The sequence below is a fragment of the Streptomyces sp. SD15 genome (assembly GCF_054462255.1).
This window is the reverse complement of record NZ_JBTLMO010000019.1, coordinates 100,194-124,446: the sequence shown is the minus strand read 5'-3', so window position 1 is coordinate 124,446 and position 24,253 is coordinate 100,194. Positions and strand designations below refer to the sequence as shown.

Below are 24,253 nucleotides of genomic sequence, written 5' to 3'. Positions count from 1 at the left end.
CCCCGCCCGCGTGCCGGGCAACGGATCAGCGGGCGGCAACCTACATCCGGCTCAACGACGCCGCGGCGAACAGCACGTCCCTGATCGCTTCCCGGTCCCCGTCCTGTCCGGCGGCCGCCTCCTCGGGCGACACATGTCCCGCCGCCAGGCGACAGAACTCCACGCCGTCCAGTGCGACATGCGCGACCTCGTGCTCGGCGGATGCGACGGCGCCAGGAGCGTCGAGCGGGATGAGCCACTCGCCGCCCCCGAACCCCTCGATCTCCAGGCGCAGGCTGCGCCCCGGCGCGCCCGCCGCGACGAGACGACGCGGCGGCGGAGCCGACAGTCCCGCCCGGCGGCGCTCGGCGAGCGAGCCGGGCAGCATCCGCGCCGCCAGATCGATCATCCGGTGCAGATGGCGCGGCGCCGGCGGCTCGTACGGATAGTCCACCGCGTCGGCGATGTCCCCCGCGTGGACCCAGCACTCAAAGGCGCGGTCCAGCATCGAGTCGCGCAGCGGCAGCTCGAAGCCGCCGTACGACACGGCGAGCCGCCCGGAGCCTCCGCCCGCGAACGACACCGTCCGGATGATGTGGTGGCTCTGCTCCCGCCAGGGCCCGCGCACGGCCCGGGTGGGCGGGAAGTGCGAGGTACGCCAGTAGGCCTCGGTGCGGCCCGAGGGGGTCGCGTCCTTCGGCGTCGGGTCCTTCACGGCCGCGGCACCGAGCGGGTCCTCCAGGCCCAGCGCGAGGCCGACCAGCCCGTCCACGGTGAGCAGATGCGCGATGACCCCGGCGACGGTCGTACGACGGCTGGTGGGCCCGTTGCCCTCGAACCAGCGCAGTCGCACGGGCGCGTGCCATTCGGCATCGCCTATGTCCTGCAGCAGCGCGTCGAGCCGCGCGGTCTCCGCGTCGTAGGCGGCTGCCCACTCGGGCACCGGGATCCGCGGTGGCCGCCGGTCGAGGCAGCTCTCCAGGACCCGGGTGCGCAGCGTCGGGTCGAGGTCGAGGCTCTCCGGCGGGTGCAGCAGTCCGACCGCCTCGCGCAGCCGCAGCGCCTCGTCCGCGCAGGATCCGCAGTCCCCGAGGTGCTCCTCGACCGCTGCGGTCTCCTCCGTCGAGCAGGCGGCCAGCGCCCAGGCGCCGAGCAGCGCCTTCAGTACCCGGTGCTCGAGGACGAGCGGCGCGCGCTCGGGGACCGGGGCGGGGGTCGGTTCGGGCAGCGGCAGCCCGGTGTCCTCGACGGAGAGACGCGGCATGGGTATGCGCGGCGGCCGCCCCGGATCGGCGGGCTCCCCGGTGCTGCCGCCCTCGGGCCCGCCGGGGCCACGGCCCGAGCCCCATGCGGGCCCGGACTCCGACGCTCCGGCCCCCTCGGGGTCTACGCCACCACCCTCGACGTCCGCCTCTTCGTCGTCCCCGTCCTTCCCCTCGTACCCCTCGTACTTCTCGTGCTCCTCGGGAGGCTCCTCGTGCTCGTCGAACGCCTCGAACCGGTCCGCTCCTCCCTTCACCGCGCACCTCCGTATTCGGGCGGTGCGCCGGTGGGCCCGGCGTCGTGGGCGGTGGACAGCAGTTGGAGGCCGAGGCGGAGCCGGCGGCGGGCCTCGTCCTCGGTGACGCCGAGGTCGGCGGCGGCCTGTCGGTAGTCGCGGCGCTGGAAGTACGCCAGCTCCAGAGCGGCCCGCAGGGGCGTGGGCATGGACGTGACGATGTAGTCCGCGCGGGCGGCCACGGACGCGCTGTGCACCTTGCGCTCCAACTCCTCGGTGGTACCTCCGCCGTCCAGGGCGAGCGCGGCGGTCTCGGTCACGCGCAGCCGCTGCACGGCGAGCCGGTGGGCCAGCGTGGCGACCCAGGAGCGCAGGGGGCCCTGCTTCGGGTCGTACGACTCCGGGTTCTCCCAGACGTGGGCGAACACCTCGCGGGTGATGCCGTCGGCGGCGCGCTCGTCGCCGAGTACGCGGTGGGCGAGGCCGTGTACGAGCGAGGCGAACCGGTCGTAGAGCTCACCGAGCGCGGCCGCCTCCCCGCGTGCGAGCCGCTGCTGCATCTTGCGATCCCAGCGCGGCGGTGCGTCCTTCTTCGCCATGCGGCCCCCTCACCCCTCACCCCTGCTCGTGCCCGGCGCCTGTCCCTCTTCTACCGCTGGCTGTACCTGTTCAGCGTGTGTGCACTGCTGTGTTGAATGTAGTCGGCACGTGTGAGAGCGCACGCCCCTTTACGTCAATGTGCGCCCCTGGGCGGGGCGCTGATGGTAGAAGCCCATCACTTGCCCCCTCAGGTTCGATCGAATCAGTCCGTATGTGACCAGTAAGCGACCGAAATCGCTCGCCCGTCCAGCATTTTCGACCGTAGACCGACGTTTCATCGGTCCCGAACCGGTGTTTCATGGAACGACGGCGGGGCAGCCGCGCTGAAAGGAAGCGTAGGAACTCCTTCCGTTTCCGGCGAGCAAGGCGAGCGAGAGGCGTGGCAGTGGCGCTCAAGGTGACCGACGGCGAAGAGGGCGAGTGGGCGGTGCTCCAGGTGTCCGGCGAGATGGATCTGGTGACATCGCCCGTGCTGCGCCAGCGGGTGCACGACGCGGTGGCGGAGGGCCGCCGCAGTCTCGTCCTCGACCTCTCCGAGGTCCTCTTCTGCGACTCCAGCGGCGTCGGCGTCCTGATCGCCACCCGCCGCCTGGTCCGCTCCTGCCAGGGCCGCCTGCGGCTGATCCTGCCGGCCCAGAGCGTCACCGACGCCTCCCACGTCAACCGCGTCCTCGCCGCCCTCGGCGTCCGCCGTCTCTTCGACGTCTATCCGGACATCCGCTCGGCCGTCGACGAGGAGGCGAGTCCTCTGTCGGCGTGATCGGCGTCACGTCCGCGGCCGGGCAACGTCACGTCGGGGCCACATCGTTGTCGCAGTATTCCTCCGGTCTTGGCACAAGCGTCGTTTTCCCGCTCCCTGGTGGCCCCGGTCGTCGTACGCTCCGTGCCAGATGCACCCCACGTGACGTAAGGCAGGCCCGAAAGACATGGTCAGCATCGAGTACGAACGCAGGATCGCCAGGCGGTTCGCCGGCTTCGACCAGGACGGCAACGGTTACATCGACCGGAAGGACTTCAACGCCGCGGCGAAGGCGGTCCTCGCCGAGTTCGGTACCACCGCCCGGTCGGACAAGGGCCAGGCCCTGTACATCGGCGCGGAGGCCTTCTGGCAGGGCATGGCCGGGATAGCGGACCGGGACGGAGACCAGCGGATCTCCCGCGAGGAGTTCGTCAGCGGAGCCGTGAAGCGGCTGCACGACAACCCGGACGGCTTCGGGGAGATCGCCCGCCCCTTCCTGCACGCGGCCCTCGCCGTCGCGGACACCGACGGGGACGGCGCGGTCACCGTCGAGGAGACCGTGCGCGTACTCAAGGCCCTGGGCGTACGCGACGACGTCGCCGCCGCGGCGGCCGCGGCCCTCGACACGGACGCCGACGGCCGAATCGGCGAAGCGGAGATCGTGACCGCGTTCGCCCGCTACTTCACCGTCCCGGAGTAGCGGGCCCGGCCCCGATCCGCCCGCACCCTCTGCTCCCGCCGGGCTTTCCGGGCCGGGCTCTCCGCGACCTGGGTTCCCGGGCTCCCCGGGCCTTCCGCAGCTTCGGAAGGCCCGGGTCTTCCGCAGTGTTTGGGCTTTCGGGGGTGCCCGGACTCGCCGAAGCACCGGCAACTCCCGAACCTTATGGCTTCCCTGGCTTCCCTGGCCTCGCGGCCTCCGGGCTTCTCGGTTTCCGGGCTCCGGGCCTCCCGTTTCCGGGCCTCAGGGACTTCCTGGCGCCCCTTTGCGGCCTCCTGAGGTTTCCGGCGCCGGGACTACCGGACCTCCTCGCGCCCCGTACCCCCCGAAAACTGCTCCCTCAGCCTGTACTTGAGTATCTTCCGTAGGGTCTCGTTGCGGGGGAGGGCGTCCAGTACCTCCAGCTGTTCCGGCAGTTTGTGTACGGAGAGGCCTGCCGCGCGCAGGTAGGACGTCACGGCGGGCAGGGTCAGCGAGTCGGCGTCCGGCGGCTGCTCGACCACCGCGCAGACCCGCTCGCCGCGCTCGGCGTCCGGCAGACCGATCACCGCGACGTCCGAGACGGCCGGGTGCCGGTGCAGCAGATCCTCGATCTCCTTCGCCGAGATGTTCTCGCCCTTGCGGATGATGACGTCCTTCAGGCGCCCGGTAAGGACGAGGTGCCCGCTCTCCGTCAGGTGCCCCACATCACCCGTGATCAGGAACCCGTCCGCGTCGAAGGCCTCGGCGGTCTGCGCCGGGTCCAGATACCCCTGACAGACCGCTTCCCCGCGCAACCGCACCTCCCCGTCCACGATCCGTATCTCCATCCCCTCCGGCGGCCGCCCCTCCGTCGTCGCCAGGTTCTCGACCGTGTCGTCCGGCGCCCCCATCGTGATCATCGGGACCTCGGTCATCCCGTACCCATGGGTGAGCTGCACGCCCATCTCCCGTACGACGGAGTGGTAGACCTCGGGCGGCTTGGGAGCGCCACCCCCCGCCAGCAGCCGCAGCGTGGGGATGACCGGCTCCTGTGGCCGCTTGCGCTGCTCGGCGAGGAACATCGAGTAGAAGGCCGTCGAACCGCCCGCCACCGTCACCCCGTGCTTCCGGTATCCCTCCAGCGCGTCCGGCAGCGCGAAGTGCTCGAACATCACCGCGGGGAAGCCGTACAGCAGCAGCATCACCAGGTAGTCGGGCCCGCCGATGTGCGCGTAGGGGAAGGCGATCGAGCCCACGTCGTCGGCCGAGAGCCGCAGCGCGTGCGCGAGGCACGAGCCGCCCGCGATGAGGGAACGGTCCGTGTGCAGGACGCCCTTGGGGTCGGAGGTGGTGCCCGAGGTCCAGTAGATCCAGCGGACCGCGGTGCCGTCGGAGGGCGGACCGGGGAGTACGGCGGGATCACCGTCCGGCAGGACGTCGTACGCCTCGAACACCCCCTTCGCACCGAGCCGCCGGGCCATCGCCGTGTGGTCGAAGCCCCGCCACTCGCCCGGCACGGCGAAGTACTCCGCCTTGGACTCCCGGACCGCGAATCCGACTTCGTGGTCCCGGTAGAAGGGGATGATCGGCGACTGCACGGCCCCGAGGCGGGCCAGCGCGAAGGACAGCAGCGCGGTCTCGACGCGGGTGGGCAGCTGCCAGGCGACCACCGTGCCGGGGCGTACGCCCATGTCGTACAGGCCGGCCGCCACCCGCTCGGCGCGCTCGCGCAGCGCGCCGAAGGTCAGGGAGCGGTCGTCCTGGAGGAGGACGGGCCGGTCGGGGGTGAGGTCGGCGCGGCGGGCGACCAGTTCCCAGAGGGTGCGCGATGCGGCCAGAGCATGGGCGGTGTCGGTGTCGGTGTCCTTCACGGCGGCCCCCTGTGGTCAACGCCAGCTGACGGGCTGTCAGATATTGGCCAGAGCGTAGGCCGCACCGCCTTGTCGGTCCAGGGGTGCGGGGCTAGCCTCCTTTGTGACACCTTTCTGACGGGTCATCAGATTCGGATCGGGTGCGTATGCGGATACGCAGCCCAGGCGGAGGCCACTCATGACGGAACTGCCGCGGATCGTCAGCGTCGACGATCATGTGATCGAGCCCGCGCACCTCTTCGACACCTGGCTGCCGAGCAAGTACCGCGACCGTGGGCCGAAGCCCCTCACGGCCGGGATCGGCGAGCTCGCCTACGTCGGCGGCAAGTACCGGATCACGATGGACCCGGACGGTCCGCCCACCGACTGGTGGATCTACGAGGACCTCAAGTTCCCGTACAAGCGCAACATCGCCGCCGTCGGCTTCGACCGCGACGAGATGACGCTGGAGGGCATCACGCGCGCGGAGATGCGGCGCGGCTGCTGGGACCCCGTCGAGCGCCTCAAGGACATGGACCTCAACCACGTCGAGGCCAGCCTCTGCTTCCCGACCTTCCCCCGCTTCTGCGGGCAGACCTTCGCCGAGGCGCACGACAAGGAAGTGGCCCTGGCCTGCGTACGCGCGTACAACGACTGGATGGTCGAGGAGTGGTGCGGCGACAGCGGCGGCCGGCTGATCCCGCTGTGCCTGATCCCGCTGTGGGACATCGACCTGGCGGTCGCCGAGATCCGGCGCAACGCGGCCCGGGGCGTGAAGGCCGTGACCTTCTCGGAGATCCCCACCTACCTGGGGCTTCCCTCCATCCACTCCGGCTACTGGGACCCCTTCTTCGCGATCTGCCAGGAGACGGGCACGGTCGTGAACATGCACATCGGCAGCAGCTCCCAGATGCCGGCCGCCTCCCCGGACGCCCCGCCCGCCGTCCAGGCCTCGCTGTCCTTCAACAACGCGATGGCCTCGATGATGGACTTCCTGTTCAGCGGTGTCCTGGTGAAGTTCCCGCGCCTCAAACTCGCCTACTCCGAAGGACAGATGGGCTGGATCCCGTACGCCCTGGAGCGCGCCGACGACGTCTGGGACGAGCACCGCGCCTGGGGCGGGGTGCGCGACCTCATCCCCGAGCCCCCGTCGACGTACTACTACCGGCAGATCTTCTGCTGCTTCTTCCGCGACAAGCACGGCGTCGCGTCCCTGGACGTGGTGGGACGGGACAACGCGACCTTCGAGACCGACTACCCGCACGTCGACTCGACCTTCCCGCACACCAAGGAGGTCGCCCTCGATCATGTGAAGGGCCTGGACGACGAGACGATCCACAAGCTGATGCGGGGCAACGCCATCCGCATGCTGGACCTGGATCTGGACCGGCACCTGTAGTGGACCTCGCGTACACGCCTGAAGAGGAGGAGTTCCGGGCGCGGCTGCGGGAGTGGCTCGCCAAGGTGCTCCCGTCGCTGCCCCCGAAGCCGTCCCCGGACGACTGGCCGGGCAGACGGGCGTACGACCTCGGGTGGCAGCGGATGCTGTACGACGCCGGGTACGCGGGGCTGCACTGGCCCGTCGACGCGGGCGGCCGGGGAGCCACCCCCACCCAGCACCTCATCTATCTGGAGGAGACGGAAAACGCGGGTGCCCCCTACGTAGGGGCCAATTTCGTCGGGCTGCTGCACGCCGGGCCGACCATCGCCGCCGAGGGGAGCCCCGAACAGCGGGCGCGCTGGCTTCCGCCCGTGCTGCGCGGCGAGGAGGTCTGGTGCCAGGGGTTCAGCGAGCCGGACGCCGGCTCGGACCTCGCGGCACTGCGCACGCGCGCGTGGCGGGACGGCGACCACTACGTGGTGAGCGGGTCCAAGATCTGGACCTCCCACGCCGAGGTCGCCGACTGGTGCGAACTGCTGGTCCGCACCGACCCGGCCGCCCCGAAACACCGCGGCATCACGTGGCTGGCGATGCCCATGGACGCGCCGGGGATCACGGTCCGTCCGCTGCGTACGCTCGCGGGCTCGACCGAGTTCGCGGAGGTCTTCCTCGACGAGGTGCGGGTGCCGGTCGCCCACCGGGTCGGCGCCGAGAACGACGGCTGGCGGGTGACGATGGTGACCTTGTCGTACGAGCGCGGTACCGCCTTCGTCGGCGAAGTCGTCGCCTGCCGACGCGTGCTGGGCGAAGTCGCCCGCGAGGCGCGGAGGAACGGCCGCTGGGACGACGCGGCGCTACGGCGGCGGCTGGGCAGGCTCAACGCCGAGTTCCGCGCGCTGTGGCGGCTCACGCAGTGGAACGTCAGCGAGTCGCAGCGGACGGGGGGAGTGCCGGGCGTCGGCGGGTCGGTCTTCAAGCTCCGGTACTCGCAGGCGCGGCAGGAGCTGTACGACGCCGCCGCCGAGGTGCTCGGCCCCGAATCCCTCGACCTCGGCCGGGAGTGGACCCTCGACCGGCTCACCTCCCTGTCGTACACCATCGCGGCCGGCACCTCGCAGATCCAGCACAACATCGTGGCCGAGCGGATCCTGGGCCTGCCGAAGGGGCGGTGACGTTCTCTCCGTGGACTTCCAACCCAATGACGACCAGCGGGCGTTGCGGGCGGGCGTGCGCGAGCTGCTGACCGCGCGGTTCGGCCCCGAACAGCTGCGCGCCGCCGTGCGCGATCGGCCCGACGGGCGCCCACGCCTCGACGGGGCGCTGTGGCGCGAGCTCGGCGAGGCGGGGTTCTTCGCGCTGCGGCTGCCGGAGGCGGACGGCGGCGTCGGACTCGGCCTCCCGGAAGCGGTGTTGGCTTTCGAGGAGGCGGGGCGGGTACTGCTGCCCGGTCCCCTCGTCGCCACCCATCTCGCCGCGGGCGTGGCGGCCGGGGCGGCGACCGGGGAGGCCGTGGTGACGGCCGTCGACGGCGGGGGGCTGGTGGAGTGGCTGGAGGAGGCGGATGTCGTACGAGGGGTGGGTGAGGGACGGGACGGGGGTGTCGTACGGGACGGGGATGTCGTAGGGGAGGCGGGTGTCGTACGGGACGGGAATGTCGTACGGGACGCGGGTGTCGTGCGAGGAGACGTGGTGGGTGCCGAGCCGTTGCGGTCGGTTGACCCGCTGACGCCGCTGCACCGCGTGCCTGTGGCCGCACCGCACGGGGCGTCCGTCTCCGTCGTGGCCGCCTCCACGGACGTACTCCTCACCTCCCTCCTCACCGCCGCCGAACAGCTCGGTACCGCTGCCCGTACCTGCGAGATGGCGGTGCAACACGCCCGGACGCGCGAGCAGTTCGGGCGGCCGATCGGGGCCTTCCAGGCGGTGCAGCACCTGTGCGCCCGGATGCTGGTGCGGGTGGAGGTGGCACGCGCCGCGGTCTACGCGGCCGCTGTGACCGCCGACCCGCTGGACGTCGCGGCGGCCCGGCTGCTCGCCGACGAGGCCGCCGTGCGCGGAGCCCGCGACTGCCTCCAGGTGCACGGCGGCATGGGCTTCACCTGGGAGTCCGACGTCCATCTGTATCTGAAGCGGGCGTGGGTGCGGACCCAACGTGGAGGTTCGGACACGGAGAGTGAGGATTTGCTGGCGGCCGACCTGTTGGCCGGAACGGCCCAATAGGGCTCTGTCCAGGCGCGCTCCGGTAAGCGGCGAAATGAATGTCGCGGATCGTGGCATACCGGAATTACGGAGCGTTGATATCGGGTTGTGTCCTAGGCGTGACTTGTCACGGCCCGGAGTCGGCGTCGGGCTCCGGTACCTTGTGTGAGATGCGAGTGGTTCCGAGACTGAGCCATCCCGGTGTTGCCCCTGAGGCGGCGCCGGATCCGGCGATGCTCGCCGCTCGCAAGGCGGTGCGGACTCCCGCGATCGCCTGTTCGACTCCCCACGGCGAGCGTCGCACAGTATGCCGCACGCGTACTTCTTCGCGCTGGAATATGCCCGAAGCGCTTGTTGGGGTGACTGTACGTCAACCATGCTGTCTCTCAAGGGAATCACGTTCCGTGACCCTGGTTCTGGTCATGCAGGTCATGGCCACAATCGTGGCCCTCGTGAGGCGCGAGGCGATGTGTCCGCCGGTTCGGATGGTGTGAGCGGTGCAGGTGCTTCAAGTGCAGCTGGAGATCCGGCCCGACCCCGCGGAGGTGGGGCGAGCCCGGCGATGGGCCCGTTCGCGGCTCGCCGGGTCCGGGATAGAGGCCGATGAACCGCTCGCCGAGACGCTGATCCTGCTCGTCTCCGAACTCGTCACCAACGCCGTGGTGCACACCGGCTGTCCGGCCGTGCTGCGGCTGACTCTGCCGGGCGTTCCCGGCGAGTCCATCGGCACCGTCCGCCTGGAGGTGGCCGACTCCAGCGCCTGCCCCCCGACGCCCCGGCACGCCGACGGCGACGAGACGAACGGGCGCGGCCTGGAACTGGTCGACGGCCTCGCGGACCGCTGGGGCTGGAACCTCGAGGGCGCCGGCAAGAGCATCTGGTGCGAGGTGGACCGCTGTACGCCGGGTGCGACGACGAGGGCCGTGTACACGACCTCGGCGTACGGGGATTTCGCGTACGAGGCGTACGAGGCCGTCTAGGTTTTTGCGGCCGCCCGGGCTCCTGTTCTTTTGTGGCCGTCCAGGTCCCCGTTCGCGGTTCGCGGCTCCTGTTGTCGGTTCTTGTTCGCGGCAGTTGTTCTCGAGTTCGTGCATCTATGCACGAATTCCGTTTCCGTGACCTCGGGCAGGGCTGAGTGCGCCGGGGTGTGCTTCTGTGCGCGCCTTCACAAATCGGTCGTAAGTGACGAATCACCGAACGGGTGTTGACGTGGCGTGTCCGTTTGATCACGCTTGTGTTCAGCGATTCGCCGCGAGGGGACGGCGAGGGTTCCGGTGACGGGGACCCTCGGCGAGTGCGGGTCGTGATTCGGCGTCAGCTCCTACCGGGGTCAGAGGGAGCAGGGTGGGTGCGCCGGAACCGGCCGGTGGTGCGCGGTGCCGTGCTCGGGGCGGGCAGTGGCGCGCCGCCGGCCGACCTGATCGGGGGGCTCGTCTCAGAGGATGGCGACCGGTGCCACGGGGGTTCCCGTGCCGCCCACGAAGGGTTCGGGCATCGCCGACAGGAGGAACGCGTAGCGCTTCTCTTGTCCACAGGCTGTGGACAACTCTTCGAGATTCCAGTTCTGACCCTGCAGCATCCCCATCTCGACCAGATCGAGCGCGTGCACGGGCAGCCACAGGTCCTCGATTTCGGGAGGAAAGATCTCAAAGGTGAGAGTGTCGTTCGCGACGGCCGCGACATCGCGCGCGTGGAACCACTCGGGCGTGCGAACCGAGAGCCCGGGCGACGGATACGCGTACGCGTGCTTGTCGCCCGCCAGGTAGACCTGCATCTGCCCGGTCCGTACGAGCACGATGTCGCCGGGGCGCACGCGCGTGCCCGCCAACTCCTCCGCCGCGTCCAGGTCCTCGGGGGTCACGGCGTACCCGCCGTCGAGGCGGTCGACCCCGCGGGTGCGGGCGATGTCGAGCAGCACGCCCCGCGAGACGATGTGCCGGGGCTTGTCGATTCCGCTGAACTCGGCGCCGCCGTGCGGGGTGATCGTGTCGGCCGGGCGCCCGTTGTAGAGCTTCCCGGAGTGCGAGACATGGGTGAGCGCGTCCCAATGGGTGGCCGCCTGGAGGCCCAGGGTCACGGCGTCGTCGCTGCACGCGACGGTGCCGGGTCCGAAGATCTCCTGATTGATCTGCACCATGACGTGCAGCGGATTGACCCGCCCGGGGATCATCCCGGTCTGGACCCCGTCCTGCTGGAGGGGGAGCGCGAGAGGGACGCGGCGGCCCGTGCGCACGCTCGCCGCCGCCTCGCGCACGACCTCGTCGGTGATGAGATTCAGCGTCCCGATCTCGTCATCGGCCCCCCAACGCCCCCAGTTGTTCACGCGCTTGGCGATGTCATGGAACTCCGGACGGAGCGGCGGCAGTGACATGAGTCCTCCCCGGGGCTTGTCTCCAGGCATCTGACGGGTCGTAGAATCTGAGTCGGATCGAATCTAACGGACCGTCAGAAACTGCGGGAAGGGGCCGGGCATGGGGAACTTCTTGGCAGGCAAGGTCATCGCCGTGACGGGGGCGGGCCGGGGAATCGGCCGCGCCGTCGCCCTCGCCGCCGCGGCGGAGGGGGCGCGCGTCGTCGTCAACGACTACGGGGTGTCCGTCGAGGGTGGCGAGCCGACGAGTTCCGTCGCCGACGCCGTGGTCAAGGAGATCGAGGCGGCGGGCGGGGAAGCGGTCGCGGTGGCCGACGACATCTCGACGATGGCGGGCGGGCAGCGGGTCGTCGACGCGGCGCTGACGTCGTACGGGCGCATCGACGGAGTGGTGTGCGTGGCCGGCATTCTGCGCGAGCGGATGCTCTTCAACATGTCCGAACAGGAGTGGGACCCGGTCGTCGCGACCCACCTGAAGGGCACGTTCACGGTCTTCCGGGCGGCTTCGGCGGTCATGCGCAAGCAGGGTTCGGGCACCCTGATCGGCTTCACCAGCGGCAATCACCAGGGCTCGGTCGCGCAGGCGAACTACAGCGCCGCCAAGGGCGGGATCATCTCGTTGGTGCGGAGCGCGGCGCTCGGGCTGCACAAGTACGGGGTGACGGCGAACGCGGTGGCACCGGTCGCCCGTACACGAATGTCGGCGAACGTCCCCATGGAGCTCAAGGAGATCGGCGAACCGGAGGACGTGGCCGCGCTGGTGGTCTACCTGTTGTCGGACCGCGCCCGAAAGGAGCGGATCACCGGGCAGGTCTACACGATCGCCGGGCCGAAGATCGCGGTGTGGGCGCAGCCGCGGGAGCTGCGAGCGGGGTACGCGGAGGGCCCTTGGACTCCGGAGCGGATCGCGGACTTCCTGCCGGGGACGGTGGGGGTGGATCCGATGCCGTTGCTGGAGCAGGTGGAGGCGATGGCGCGGGCGGCGGCGGAGAAGGCGCGACCGAACGCGTGAGGGTGCCGTGGTGCGGGCAGGTCGGGAGGGGAAGCGCGTGGAGTTCGGATTCGATGCCGAGGACGAGGTCTTCCGGCGAGCGGCGCGGGACTGGCTGACGGCGCATCTCGATGATGGCCCGGGGGCCCGGCAGGACTGGGAGCGGGAGCTGGGCCGCGGAGGCTGGATCGGCCTCGGGTGGAGTGAGGACGGGTACGGGAACCGGCGGGCGAGCCTGACCCAACAGGTCGTCTGGGCCGAGGAGTACGCCCGTTCGAAGGCGCCCGCCCGCTCGGGCCACATCGGCGAGAACCTGCTGGCCCCCACCCTCATCGCGCACGGGACACCGGAACAGAAGGCCCGCTTCCTGCCCCCCATCGCTCGCGGCGAGGAACTCTGGTGCCAGGGCTACAGCGAGCCCGGCGCGGGCTCGGACCTGGCGGGCCTGCGCACCACCGCGCTGCTGGAGGGAGACACGTACCGCGTCACCGGCCAGAAGATCTGGACCTCCCTCGCCCGCGACGCGCACTGGTGCTTCGTCCTGGCCCGGACGCGACCGGAGTCGACCCGCCACCACGGTCTGTCCTTCCTCCTCCTCCCGATGGACCAGCCGGGCCGCGTCGAGGTCCGTCCGATCCGCCAGCTCACCGGTACGAGCGAGTTCAACGAGGTCTTCTTCGACGGAGCCCGGGCGCGCGCCGAGCACGTCGTCGGCGGCGAGGGAAACGGCTGGCGCGTGGCCATGAGCCTCCTCGGCTACGAGCGCGGCGTCTCCACGCTGGCCCAACAGATCGGGTTCGCGGAGGAGTTGGGGCAGGTGGTGGAGACGGCCGTCGCGAACGGCGCGGTCGCCGATCCCGTCGTACGCGACCGCCTCGTACGCCAGTGGGCCGAGCTCCGCGCGATGCGCTGGAACGCCCTGCGGACACTGGGTGGTTGTGGCGACGCGGGCGCTCCCAGCGTCGCCAAGCTGCTGTGGGGCCGCTGGCACCAACGGCTCGGCGAACTCGCGGTGCAGATACGGGGTCCCGAAGCCGCGACCGGGCCCGTGGACTGGTCGCCGACGTCACCGTACGAACTCGACGCGTTCCAGCACCTGTTCCTGTTCAGCCGGGCCGACACCATCTACGGCGGCTCGGACGAGATCCAGCGCACCATCATCGCCGAGCGCGTGCTCGGCCTGCCGAGAGAACCGAAAGGCTGAGTGACGCGATGAGTGGCGTGATGCGGGACGCGATGCGAGGCGTGATCTTCGACGGGAAGCGGACCCAGGTCGTGGACGACTTGGAGATACGGGATCCCGGACCCGGCGAGGTGCGGGTCGCGATCTCCGCGGCCGGACTCTGCCACAGCGACCTCTCCGTGGTGGACGGGACCATACCTTTTCCCGTTCCCGTGGTGCTGGGCCATGAGGGCGCGGGGGTCGTCGAGGCGGTGGGCGCGGGCGTCACCCACGTCCGGCCAGGGGACCATGTGTCGCTGTCCACGCTCGCCAGCTGCGGTGCGTGCGCCGAGTGCGACCGGGGACGGCCGACGATGTGCCGAAAGGCGATCGGGATGCCGCAGCAGCCGTTCGCGCGGGGCGGGCAACCGCTGTACCAGTTCGCGTCCAACTCGGCCTTCGCGGAACGGACGTTGGTGAAGGCCGTCCAGGCGGTCCCGATTCCCCAGGACATCCCGCTGCCGTCCGCCGCGCTGATCGGATGCGGTGTGCTGACGGGCGTGGGGGCGGTGCTGAACCGCGCGCGAGTGGACCGGGGCGACAGCGTCCTTGTCATCGGCACGGGCGGAATCGGGCTCAACGTCATCCAGGGCGCCCGGATCGCGGGCGCCCTGAAGATCGTCGCGGTCGACTCCAACCCCGCGAAGGAGTCCATGGCCCGCCGGTTCGGCGCGACGCACTTCCTCACCTCTACGGAGGCCGTGCCGGACATCCTCCCCGCGGGCGCGGACCACGCCTTCGAGTGCGTCGGCCGCGTCGAACTCATCCGCCAGGCCATCGACCTGCTGGGACGGCACGGCCAGGCGGTGCTCCTCGGCGTACCCCCGGCGACCGCCGAGGCGTCCTTCCTCGTCTCGTCGATGTACCTCGACAAGTCCATCCTGGGCTGCCGCTACGGCTCCTCCCGCCCCCAGCGGGACATCGCGCTCTACGCGGAGTTGTACCGGGAGGGGCGGTTGCTGCTGGACGAGTTGGTGACGGAGACCTATCCGATCGAGGACTTCGACAAGGCGGTGCAGGACGCGAGGGAGGGGAGGGTGGCGAGGGCGGTGCTGACGTTTTAGAAACGGGATCTCTCAGTTGAGAAGCGGGATCTTTCAGTGCAGTCGGCAACCTTTCAGCCCAGGCCTGCACCATCAGCCCGTCCGGCGTTTGAGGACGAGCCCTTCGGGCGAAGCGGGGGTCCGGGGGCGGAGCCCCCGGGGATGGGACGGGTAGGGGCGGCGGGGGCGAAATCCCCCCACGGCACCCGCATACGCACCGCCACCCGAAGTTATCCACAGGCCAGGAAATCCCGTGGGCCACTGTCGGCGGCGTCCCCTAACGTCGTGGCATGAGCTACCGAGACGTCGCGTCCAAACAGGTCCTGGCCTGGGCCACCGTGGCCATCGCCGCCCGTATGCCGGTCGCCATGGCCCCCCTGGCTCTGGTCTTCCTGGTCCGCGAGCGCCCCGGCGGCTACTCGCTGGGCGCGGCCCTGGCGGCGGCGTACGTGATCGGCGAGATCGCCGGCGCCCCCCTCCTCGGCACGCGCCTGCGCCCGGACCGAGCCCGCCCCCACCTGGCCGTCGGCCTCGCGGCGGGCTCGGTCGGCTTCGCGGGCCTGGGCGCGTTACCGCAGGCGCACCCGGCGATCCTCGCGGCGTTCGCCGCACTGGCCGGCGCCGCCCCCGCGGCGGCCCCCGGAGGGCTCCGCGCCCTGCTCACCAGCCTGGTCCCGAAGCGGGCCGTCGCCCAGGCGCTGTCCACCGAGTCGATGCTGACCTTCGGCATATGGTCCCTGACCCCGGCGGCGGTCACCGGCCTGGCGCTCGGCGTCGCCCCCAGGGTCCCGCTGCTGCTTGCCGCCGCCCTGATGGCATCGTCCGTCGCGGGCCTGTGGCTGCTGCCCGCGGGCTGGCACGCGGACGAGGCGGACCGGGCCGGCGAGTCGATGCCGCGCATCCTGGCCAGGGCATGGCCGGCGTACGTCATGGGCGCGGCAGGTCTCTCGCTGCTCGCTTTGGCCGAACTCGTCCTGCCCGCCCTCCTCGAACAGCGTGCGATAGGCGTCGGCTGGGCGGGCCCGCTGCTCACGGGGCTGTCGCTGGGCGCGGCGGTGGGCGCGTTCCTGTACGGGCTGCGCTCCTGGCCGGGGCGACTGAGCACCCGCAGCGTGGTGCTGACCTGCGGCCTCGCGGCGTGCCTGGCGCTGGTCGCGCTGATACCGGGCCTCGTCTGGATGGCGGCCGCGCTCGTGGTCGCGGGCGTTCTGCAGGCGGGCGCGATGCTCACCCGCAATCTGTCGCTGCGCGAGATGCTCCCGCCGAGCGCGCTGGCGGCGGGGTACTCCGTGATGTACGCGGCGGTGGGCGCGGGTTACGCCGCGACGGGCTCCCTCGCGGGCGCCCTGCTCCACTTCGTCGCGCCCTCGACCGCGATCCTGGCCGGCGTCGGACTCACCCTGCTGCTCACCTTTGTGGGCGCCCTGGGCGAGCGCGGTGGTGGAACGAGGCTCGGGGGCGGGGTGGGGTCAACTGACGGTGTCGAGGGGAGCGTTGTCGAGCGGAGCGGTGTCGAGTCGGGTGTCACCGATCCCGCCGACGTTCCCGGACCGGAAGGTGCGTCGATATGCGGTGGGGGTGACCCCGACCGCCGCCTGTAGGTGCTGTCGCATCGACTGGGCCGTCCCGAAGCCGGCGTCCCGCGCCACCTGGTCGATCGACAGGTCGCTGGACTCCAGCAGGTGCCGGGCCCGTTCGACGCGCTGCTGAGTGAGCCACTGCCCGGGGCTGACGCCGACCTCCTCGCGGAAGCGGCGCGTGAAGGTGCGTACGGACAGGGACTCCTGTTCGGCCAGGTCGCGCAGCTGGATCGGCTCGTCGAGGCGTCCCAGCGCCCACGCACGGGCGGTGGTCGTGGTCGCCGCCTGCGGCTGTGGCACGGGCCGCTGGATGTACTGGGCCTGGCCGCCGTCGCGGTGCGGCGGTACGACGGTGCGGCGGGCCACCTCGTTGGCGACGGCGGTGCCGTGATCGCGGCGTACGAGATGGAGGCACAGGTCGATCCCGGCGGCGACGCCCGCCGAGGTGAGCACGTCGCCGTCGTCGACGAAGAGCACATCGGCGTCGACCTCGACCTTCGGGAACAGCCGCTGGAAGTGTTCCGCGTGCATCCAGTGCGTGGTGGCCCGGCGGCCGTCGAGGTATCCGGCGGCGGCGAGGACGTATCCGCCGGTGCAGATGGAGACGAGGCGGGTGCCGGGGCGGATGTGGGCGAGGGCGGCGTCCAGTTCGGGGGTCAGGACGCCCTCGTCGTAGACCGGGCCGAGCTCGTAAGAGGTGGGGATGACGACGGTGTCGGCGGTGGCGAGGGCCTCCGGTCCGTTCGCCACGAGGACGGCGAAGTCGGCGTCCGTCTCGACGGGGCCCGGTGACCGGATCGAGCAGGTGACGACGTCGTAGAGCTTGCGTTCGTCCGCGTCCCCGGCCTTGCCGAAGATGCGCTGCGGTATGCCGAGCTCGAACGGCATCAGCCCGTCGAGGGCGAGGACGACGACGCGATGCCTGGGGCGTGCGCCCTGCGAGGGAGCCTGCTGCTGTGCCCGTTGGTGTGCCTGCTGCCGTGCCTGCTGTGCGGCCATGGCCCGATTCTAACGAATGCTGTCCTTCGGGCCACTCGTTCGTGGAGAACGCAGGCCTGAAGCTCTATGTCGTGACCCAGACAACCGAAACCGCCACCGCCGCACAGGAACCCCGACCCACTCGCCCCTCCGCTCACCGCATCCACCGCGCGTGGTTCGTCGCCGCCGTCACCTTCGTGACGATCATCGGGGCGGCGGCCTTCCGTTCGCTGCCGGGACTGCTGATCGACCCGCTGCACCAGGAGTTCCACTGGTCGCGCGGCACGATCGGCGCGGCGGTGTCGATCAACCTCGCGTTGTACGGACTGACGGCGCCCTTCGCGGCCGCGTTGATGGACCGGTTCGGCATCCGGCGCGTGGTCGCGGTCGCCCTCGTGGTGATCGCGCTCGGCTCGGGCCTGACGGTGTGGATGACGGCGGTCTGGCAGTTGCTGCTCTGCTGGGGGCTGCTGGTGGGCCTGGGCTCCGGTTCGATGGCCCTGGCCTTCGCGGCGACGGTCACCAACCGCTGGTTCACGGCACGGAAGGGCCTGGTCACGGGCATCCTGACGGCGGCCTCGGCCTCCGGCCAGCTGATCTTCCTGCCGCTGCTCTCCTGGATCGTCACGGAGCACGACTGGCGCCCGGCGGCGGTGACGGTGTCCCTCGCGGCGCTCGCGGTCGTCCCCTTCGTATGGCTGCTGCTGCGGGACCATCCGGCGGACGTGGGCCAGAAGCCGTACGGGTCCGAGGAGTTCGTGGCGAAACCCGCGCCGGTGCCGGGTGCGGCCCGGCGTGCCGTGACCGTCCTTCTCTCCGCGGTCCGCACCGGCCCCTTCTGGCTGCTGGCCGGTACCTTCGCGATCTGCGGCGCCTCGACGAACGGTCTGATCCAGACGCACTTCGTGCCCGCGGCCCACGACCATGAGATGCCGATCACGGCGGCGGCCTCGCTGCTCGCGGTCATCGGCGTCTTCGACGTGGTCGGCACCATCGCCTCCGGCTGGTTCACCGACCGCTTCGAACCGCGACGTCTGCTTGCGGTCTACTACGCCCTGCGCGGTATCTCGCTCCTCTTCCTCCCCATGCTCCTGGCCCCGACCGTGCGCCCCCCGATGATCTTCTTCATCGTCTTCTACGGCCTCGACTGGGTCGCCACGGTCCCGCCCACGCTGGCCCTGTGCCGTGAGCAGTACGGCGAGGACAGCGCGATCGTCTTCGGCTGGGTCCTCGCCTCCCACCAGGTCGGCGCCGCGCTCGTCGCGTTCCTCGGCGGCGTCGCGCGGGACACGTTCGGCTCGTACGACTTGGTCTGGTACGCCTCGGGCGCGCTGTGCGCGGCGGCGGCGCTGATGGCGCTGGTGATCCGGCGACGGCCGGTTCGGGCGATGTCGGCGCCGGTGCCGACGGCGGCCGCCTGAGGGCGGATCCGTATCAGGACCCGGACTGCCGGCCGACCGCCTACTGCCGGCTCCCCTGGGCGAACCGTCCCTTGTGGAACAGCAGCGGCGCCACGTCGGCGTCGCTCGCGCCGAGCGCGTCCACCCGGCCGACCACGATCAGATGGTCGCCGCCCGTGTGCACCGCCTGGATCGTGCAGTCGATCCAGGCGGCGGCGCCCGCGAGGCGGGGGGAGCCGGAGACGGGCGCCGCGTCGTACCCGACCCCGGCGAACTTGTCCGCCCCGCTCACCGCGAACCCGCGGCACAGCTCGCCCTGGTGCGCCGCCAGGATGTTGACGCAGAAGACGCCCGCGCGGGCGATCCGCGGCCAGGTCGTCGACGTACGGCCGACCATGAAGCAGATCAGCGGGGGGTCGAGCGAGAGGGAGGCGAAGGACTGACAGGCGAAGCCGGCCGGGCCGTCGGCGGCCTCGGCGGCAGGAGCGGTGACCACGGTCACGCCGGTCGCGAAGTTCCCCAACACCCGCCGGAATTCGGCCTGATCGACCGGCGCCCGCTCGTCGTCACCGACCGCGCGCAGCTCGGGGCGCGGCAACGCCTCGACGGGCCCCGCGACGGTGGGGGCCCCGGCCGACCTGAGATAACGGACGGCGGCAGCCGCCATTCCTGCGTGTCCCATCACATCGACCATTGAAGCTGACGGGGTGTCAGATAGGAAGGGGTGGGGGCCGGTACGAACCCCGCCGCCGCGCGTACCTTCGCGCGGCGGCGGGCACCGCGCGGCCGACGACTGGGTGAATCTGCGCACCCTGAAGCGGGACTGACTCGGCGCCCCGGCGCAGGTGCGGACTCAGCGGCCCCGGTACTGGGGGCTCCGCCGCTCCGCGAAGCTTGTGACGCCCTCGGTGGCGTCCGCCGTCGTCATGTTGATCTCCTGCGCGGCCGCCTCGGCGGTGAAGGCGGTGGCGCGGTCGGAGTCGAGGGAGGCGTTGACCAGCTGCTTGGTGAGGGCGAGGGCACGGGTCGGGCCGGTGGCCAGGCGCTCGGCCCATTCGCGGGCGGTCTTGTCCAACTCCTCCGGCGGTACGACCCTGTTGACGAGCCCGATCCGCTCCGCGTCGGCGGCCGTCAGGGCGTCGCCGAAGAACATCAGCTCCTTGGCGCGCTGCGGGCCGACGAGACGGGGGAGCAGATAGGCACCGCCGCCGTCCGGGACGAGACCGCGGCGCACGAACACCTCGATGAACCTGGCCGGTTCGGCGGCCAGTACGAGGTCGCAGGCGAACGCGAGGTGCGCGCCGATCCCGGCCGCCGTGCCGTTGACCGCCGCGATCACCGGTTTCTCGCAGTCGAGGACGGCGGCGATCAGGCGCTGGGCGCCGCGGCGGATGGTGCGGGCGACGTCGCCGGACAGCCGTTCTCCGGCCGGCGGCCCGCCGCGCAGGTCCGCGCCCGCACAGAAGCCGCGGCCCGTCGCCGTGATCACGACGGCCCGTACGGCAGGGTCGGCGGACGCGTCCGCGAGCAGCGCGATCACGCGTTCCCGCTGGTCCCAGGTGAGGGCGTTCAACGTCTCGGGCCGGTTGAGGGTGATCCACGAGACGGCGTTGTCAGTGGCGTGAAGTATCAATGAGTCGAGGGAATTATCGGCAGATGTATGTGATTCACGGGGGGAGTCGGACATGGGGGTGCTCCGTTTCGTACGGGGATGGCTGAGCCTCTTGCGGAGGAGGCCTGGCTGCTCAGTGGCACACCACCAGCGCGTCCAGCGCCACCGCCCCCTGCCCCCTGGGCAGCACCATCAGCGGATTGATGTCGAGCTCCGCGATGTCGTCCCCGAGTTCGAGCGCCATCCGCTGCACCCGGATCACGACCTCGACCAGTGCGTCCACGTCCACGGGCGGAGCCCCGCGCACGCCGTCGAGGAGCGCCCGCCCCCGCAGCTCGCGGAGCATCCCCCGCGCCTGGTCCTCACCGAAGGGCGGCACGCGGACGGCCGCGTCCCGCAGCACCTCGACGAGGACGCCGCCGAGCCCCACGGTCACGGTCGGCCCGAAGAGCTCGTCGTGCGTGACACCCACGACCATCTCGACACCCCGCTCGACCATCTGGCACACCAGCACCCCGTCGAGCGAGATCCCCTCGTAGCGCGCGATGTCGGTCAGCTCGCGATAGGCGTCCCTGACCTGGCTGGCGGAGGTCAGCCCGATCTTCACCAGGCCGAGTTCGGTCTTGTGGGCGATCTGCGCGCCGGAGGCCTTCATGACCACCGGGTAGCCGACGAGACCGGCCGCGCGCACGGAGGCCGCCGCGCTGGTCACCAACTGCTCGCGCGGCACCCGGATCCCGTACGCCCGCAGCAGCTGCTTCGCCGCGTGCTCGCTCAGCTGCTGCCCGGGCCGCATCAGCGCCTGCGCCTTGCGGAAGGACGGCGAGGGGGTGCGCGGCGCCTCGTCGAAGGGCGAGCGGTAGGCGGCGACGAACCGATGGTGCTCCAGGTAGGCACGCACAGCCGTGATGCAGTTGGCGAACGTACGGAAGGTGGCCACCCGCGACGACCCGAGCAGCGTCTCGCGGTACGCGGCCTCCGTGCCGACCGGAGATCCCCACACCACGCACACCAGCTTGTCCGTCTGCTCCGCTGCGTCCACCAGATCCTGTGCGAGCTTGTCACTCATGGGCGGAAAGGGCCCGGTGATCGGGCAGATCAGCACCCCGACCTCCGGGTCGGCGAGGAGCGCGTCGATGATCTTCCGGCCGCGCCAGTCGCCGACCGGGTGCCCGCCGTTGTCGACGGGATTGGCCACGCTCAGGTACGGGGGTATCCACTGATGCAGCTCGGCCTGCTTGGCGGCGGACAGGGCGGGCAGGGACAGCCCCGCCTCGGTCGCCAGGTCCGAGAAGTGCGCGCCCGTGCCGCCCGAGATCGAATAGACGACGACCCCGTCGGCCCGAGGGGGACGGGCGCGGGCCAACAGGGCGGCGGTGTCCTCAAGTTCGTCCAGCCCGTCGACCCGGATCACGCCGTACTGCCGCATCGCGGCGTCCACCACCGTGTCGGCGCCGGTCAGTTTGCCGGTATGTGAGGCGGCGGTGCGGGCGCCGGTCTCGGTGCGGCCGACCTTGACGGCGACGACGGGTACCCCGCGGCGGGCGGCGCGGTCGGCGGCGAGCAGAAAGGAGCGGCCGTCCTTGAGGCCCTCGACATAGCAGGCGATGGCGCCGACCTCGGGACGCTCGGAGAAGTAGGAGATGAAGTCGGCGGTCTCGAGGTCGGCCTCGTTGCCGGTGGGCGCCCAGTGGGAGAGCCGCACGCCGAGTTCCTGCATCGCGAACACCGGCCGTCCCTGGTGCCCGGACTGGGTGATGAGGGCGATCGCGGGGCCGTCGAGATCGTCGCGGAACTTCTCGAAGGCGTTGAGGTTGGTGTTGGGTCCGAGCAGCCGGAGGCCGGAGCGGCGGACGGCGGTGGCGAGCCGGGCCTGCGCGGCCGCGCCCTCGGTGCCGGTCTCGGCGAACCCGGAGGCGAAGGCGACGGCGAACTTCACCTTGGCCTCGGCCAGTTCCCCGATCAGGGGGAGGGGGTCGCCGACGAGAAGCACGGCGAGGTCGACCTGCTCGGGCAGGTCCGCGACGGAAGGGGAGCAGGGGATGCCGAAGACGGACTGACGGCTGGGGTGAACCGGGTGCAGCCGGGCACCGACGCGTTCGGCCCAGGCGATCAGCTGTCGGGTGATGCCGGTGTTCGGCCGCCCCTCGGCGTCCGAGGCGCCGATGACGGCCACGGACTCGGGGCGGAAGAGGCGGTCCAGATCGGGTACGCCGGCGTACAGCGGACGGCCGCTGACGTCCAGGTCGTCCGGCTCGGCCGGCCTGCCGTGCACGACCGGTGAGGGCTGCTCGCCGCAGGCGATGACCCGGGCCCGGCGGGAGTCGGTGGTGAGGGTGCCGTGGGTTGATCCAAGCATCGGTCCGCCCGCTCCTGTGTGACAGCCAATTAACTGACGCAGTGTCAGATTACTTAACTGACGCGTCGTCAGGAACCGTCGTGCAGGCATTGTTGTGCAAGCAATCAGGTGCGCGGGCGACCGTGACTGTGCGCCCGGAGGGGGATTGGTCGGATGGCCGGGTGCGCGAAGGCGCGTGGCGGGCACCTGGTTCGTACCCGCCACGTGTCGGACCGGAACGCGTGTCGGACGGGGACGCGTGTCGGACCGGAACGCGTGTCGGACGGGGACGCGTGTCGGACGGGGACGCGTGTCGGACGGGGGCGCGTGTCGGACCGGGACACGCCCGACCGGAAAGCGTCGGAGTGACTTGGGGCGTGCCTCGGGGCGTGACTCGGGCGTGCCTCGCGGGTCCGGGGAGGTGTGTGGGGAGGTGTGTGTGGCTGGTTCAGTGGGCGGTCGGTGAAGGTTTGCGGGGCGCGGAGCGGGCGACCGCCTTCGCGATCTTCTCGGCGTCGAGGGCCAGTTCGCGGAACATGCCGCTGATGGGGTTGGTGAAGCCGGTGAAGTAGAGGCCGGGTGTGTTCTTCGGCGTGCGGGCGCCGTGCACGACCGGGCGTCCCCGGCCGTCGAGGACGCCGAGGTGTCCGACGAGGCCCTCCAGGGCGCGCCGGTACCCCGTCGCGGCGATCACGACGTCCGGCCCGATCCGCTTCCCGTCGGCGAGGACGACCTTGCCCTCCTCGAAACCGTCCACCGCGGCCACGATCTCGAGCCGTCCCTTGTGGACGGCGTCGATGAGGCCGACGTCCTGGACGGGAATCGAGCCCTCGTTGACGCGGGAGTAGAGCCCGGTGTCGGGGCGGGGCAGTCCCTGCGCCGACAGGTCCGGCACGCTCAGCTTGGCCATCGGCCCGGCCAGCCGGTCGACGAGGCCGACCGGCAGCCTGCGGCACAGGATGCCGGTGAGCTGGGCGGGCCAGCCCGCCGTCGAGCGGCGCACGATGTGCGGCGCCGTGCGGACCGCGAGGCGCACGCGCGCGGCGCCGCCCTCGATCAGGTCCACGGCGATTTCGGCTCCCGTGTTGCCGACGCCGACGACGAGGACGTCACGGCCGGTGTAGGGGGCGGGGTTGCGGTAGTGGGCGGCGTGCAGGAGTTCACCTGTGAACGTGTCGCGGTCGGCCCAGTCGGGGAGGTGGGGCGTGTGGTTGAAGCCGGTGGCGACGACCACCGCGCTGCCGGTCAGCTCCCGGCCGCCGCTGGCACGCAGCAGCCAGCCGTCGCCGCCCGGGGCGGGCTCGATGCGCGAGACCTCCACGCCCGTCACGATCTCCAGCTGGTGGTGCTCGGCGTACTTCTCCAGATAGCGCACCACGTTGTCCCGCGACACCCAGCGGCCGAAGGAGCGCGGTATCGCGAGGCCCGGGAGGGCGGACAGCCGCCGGGTGGTGTGCAGGTGCAGCCGGTCGTAGTGGCGGCGCCAGGATGCCCCGACCTGGTCGGACTTCTCCAGTACGACGGCCCGTACGCCCTGGGCACGCAGTGCGTACGCCGCCGCGAGGCCGCCGGGGCCGCCGCCGATCACGTACACGGGGCGGTCTTCGTGGGACGGCACCGGGCGGGGCGTCGAGGGAGCAGTCGAGTCGGCCATGAGCGCGAGCGTAATCACGTCCTCGCTTGATAGGTCTCGGTCAAGACCGGAATCGGTTGCGAACGGATCACGGCTGTGGGGGGAGTGGGTGGGATCGGTGGCGTAGGTCACTTGGTTGTGGTGGAGGGGTGTGAGGGCG

The 24,253-nt window shown here is 71.3% G+C and carries 19 protein-coding genes and 1 pseudogene; 11 read left to right on the top strand and 9 right to left on the bottom strand.

Annotated elements, in window-relative coordinates; translation table 11 throughout:
* Positions 1-40: 40 nt before the first annotated feature.
* Positions 41-1,498, bottom strand: a complete 1,458-nt coding sequence (locus ACX28W_RS20675) for a zf-HC2 domain-containing protein (RefSeq protein WP_459000470.1) — start codon at positions 1,496-1,498, stop codon at positions 41-43.
* On the bottom strand, positions 1,495-2,076 hold the full coding sequence (locus ACX28W_RS20670; RefSeq protein WP_459000469.1) for a sigma-70 family RNA polymerase sigma factor: 582 nt from the start codon (positions 2,074-2,076) through the stop codon (positions 1,495-1,497). The genes ACX28W_RS20675 and ACX28W_RS20670 overlap by 4 nt, the downstream gene beginning before the upstream one ends.
* Positions 2,077-2,456: 380 nt before the next feature.
* Here ACX28W_RS20670 and ACX28W_RS20665 point away from each other — a divergent pair, with 380 nt between their 5' ends.
* On the top strand, positions 2,457-2,837 hold the full coding sequence (locus tag ACX28W_RS20665; protein WP_459000468.1) for an STAS domain-containing protein: 381 nt from the start codon (positions 2,457-2,459) through the stop codon (positions 2,835-2,837).
* A 166-nt stretch (positions 2,838-3,003) separates the two neighbouring features.
* Entirely contained in the window at positions 3,004-3,516 is a 513-nt protein-coding gene (locus tag ACX28W_RS20660; protein WP_459000467.1) for an EF-hand domain-containing protein, read from the top strand.
* 314 nt (positions 3,517-3,830) lie between these two features.
* Here the strand turns inward: ACX28W_RS20660 and ACX28W_RS20655 are convergent, their stop codons facing one another.
* Positions 3,831-5,366, bottom strand: coding sequence for a class I adenylate-forming enzyme family protein (locus ACX28W_RS20655; protein ID WP_459000466.1), 1,536 nt, complete (start codon positions 5,364-5,366; stop codon positions 3,831-3,833).
* Between the two features lie 178 nt (positions 5,367-5,544).
* On the opposite strand from ACX28W_RS20655, the gene ACX28W_RS20650 reads away from it, so the two are divergent.
* From ACX28W_RS20650 to ACX28W_RS20635, 4 genes are all read left to right on the top strand, one after another.
* The gene (locus tag ACX28W_RS20650; protein WP_459000465.1) at positions 5,545-6,744 is read left to right on the top strand and encodes an amidohydrolase family protein; all 1,200 of its coding nucleotides are present in this window, start codon (positions 5,545-5,547) and stop codon (positions 6,742-6,744) included.
* Positions 6,744-7,898: an acyl-CoA dehydrogenase family protein gene (locus ACX28W_RS20645; protein WP_459000464.1), complete on the top strand. Its 1,155-nt coding sequence runs from the start codon at positions 6,744-6,746 to the stop codon at positions 7,896-7,898. The genes ACX28W_RS20650 and ACX28W_RS20645 overlap by 1 nt, the downstream gene beginning before the upstream one ends.
* A gap of 10 nt (positions 7,899-7,908) precedes the next feature.
* Complete coding sequence (locus tag ACX28W_RS20640; RefSeq protein ID WP_459000463.1) at positions 7,909-8,946, top strand: acyl-CoA dehydrogenase family protein; 1,038 nt, start codon at positions 7,909-7,911, stop codon at positions 8,944-8,946.
* Between the two features lie 476 nt (positions 8,947-9,422).
* A complete protein-coding gene (locus ACX28W_RS20635) occupies positions 9,423-9,905 on the top strand; it encodes an ATP-binding protein (protein ID WP_459000462.1) in 483 nt (160 codons plus the stop codon).
* Positions 9,906-10,360: 455 nt separating this feature from the next.
* Here the strand turns inward: ACX28W_RS20635 and ACX28W_RS20630 are convergent, their stop codons facing one another.
* The gene (locus ACX28W_RS20630; protein WP_459000461.1) at positions 10,361-11,296 is read right to left on the bottom strand and encodes a cyclase family protein; all 936 of its coding nucleotides are present in this window, start codon (positions 11,294-11,296) and stop codon (positions 10,361-10,363) included.
* A 100-nt stretch (positions 11,297-11,396) separates the two neighbouring features.
* Here ACX28W_RS20630 and ACX28W_RS20625 point away from each other — a divergent pair, with 100 nt between their 5' ends.
* From ACX28W_RS20625 to ACX28W_RS20610, 4 genes and pseudogenes are all read left to right on the top strand, one after another.
* Positions 11,397-12,308 (top strand): SDR family oxidoreductase, encoded by a 912-nt coding sequence (locus ACX28W_RS20625; protein ID WP_459000460.1) that lies wholly within the window; start codon positions 11,397-11,399, stop codon positions 12,306-12,308.
* 37 nt (positions 12,309-12,345) lie between these two features.
* Entirely contained in the window at positions 12,346-13,491 is a 1,146-nt protein-coding gene (locus ACX28W_RS20620; protein ID WP_459000459.1) for an acyl-CoA dehydrogenase family protein, read from the top strand.
* A 32-nt stretch (positions 13,492-13,523) separates the two neighbouring features.
* Positions 13,524-14,573, top strand: coding sequence for a Zn-dependent alcohol dehydrogenase (locus ACX28W_RS20615; RefSeq protein ID WP_459000508.1), 1,050 nt, complete (start codon positions 13,524-13,526; stop codon positions 14,571-14,573).
* Positions 14,574-14,842: 269 nt separating this feature from the next.
* A pseudogene (locus tag ACX28W_RS20610) lies at positions 14,843-15,988 on the top strand (MFS transporter); the annotation flags it as partial.
* 33 nt (positions 15,989-16,021) lie between these two features.
* Here the strand turns inward: ACX28W_RS20610 and ACX28W_RS20605 are convergent.
* A complete protein-coding gene (locus ACX28W_RS20605) occupies positions 16,022-17,020 on the bottom strand; it encodes a GlxA family transcriptional regulator (protein WP_459000506.1) in 999 nt (332 codons plus the stop codon).
* Positions 17,021-17,202: 182 nt separating this feature from the next.
* Here ACX28W_RS20605 and ACX28W_RS20600 point away from each other — a divergent pair, with 182 nt between their 5' ends.
* Entirely contained in the window at positions 17,203-18,531 is a 1,329-nt protein-coding gene (locus ACX28W_RS20600) for an MFS transporter (protein ID WP_459000458.1), read from the top strand.
* 40 nt (positions 18,532-18,571) lie between these two features.
* On the opposite strand, the gene ACX28W_RS20595 is transcribed toward ACX28W_RS20600, so the two are convergent.
* The 4 genes from ACX28W_RS20595 to ACX28W_RS20580 form a co-directional block, all read right to left on the bottom strand.
* Positions 18,572-19,192 carry a flavin reductase family protein gene (locus tag ACX28W_RS20595; protein WP_459000457.1) on the bottom strand — a complete coding sequence of 207 codons (621 nt, stop codon included), beginning with the start codon at positions 19,190-19,192 and terminating at the stop codon, positions 18,572-18,574.
* A gap of 171 nt (positions 19,193-19,363) precedes the next feature.
* Positions 19,364-20,197, bottom strand: a complete 834-nt coding sequence (locus tag ACX28W_RS20590) for an enoyl-CoA hydratase/isomerase family protein (RefSeq protein WP_459000456.1) — start codon at positions 20,195-20,197, stop codon at positions 19,364-19,366.
* 58 nt (positions 20,198-20,255) lie between these two features.
* Positions 20,256-22,481: an acetate--CoA ligase family protein gene (locus tag ACX28W_RS20585; protein WP_459000455.1), complete on the bottom strand. Its 2,226-nt coding sequence runs from the start codon at positions 22,479-22,481 to the stop codon at positions 20,256-20,258.
* A gap of 427 nt (positions 22,482-22,908) precedes the next feature.
* Positions 22,909-24,114 (bottom strand): flavin-containing monooxygenase, encoded by a 1,206-nt coding sequence (locus ACX28W_RS20580; protein WP_459000454.1) that lies wholly within the window; start codon positions 24,112-24,114, stop codon positions 22,909-22,911.
* Between the last annotated feature and the right edge of the window lie 139 nt (positions 24,115-24,253).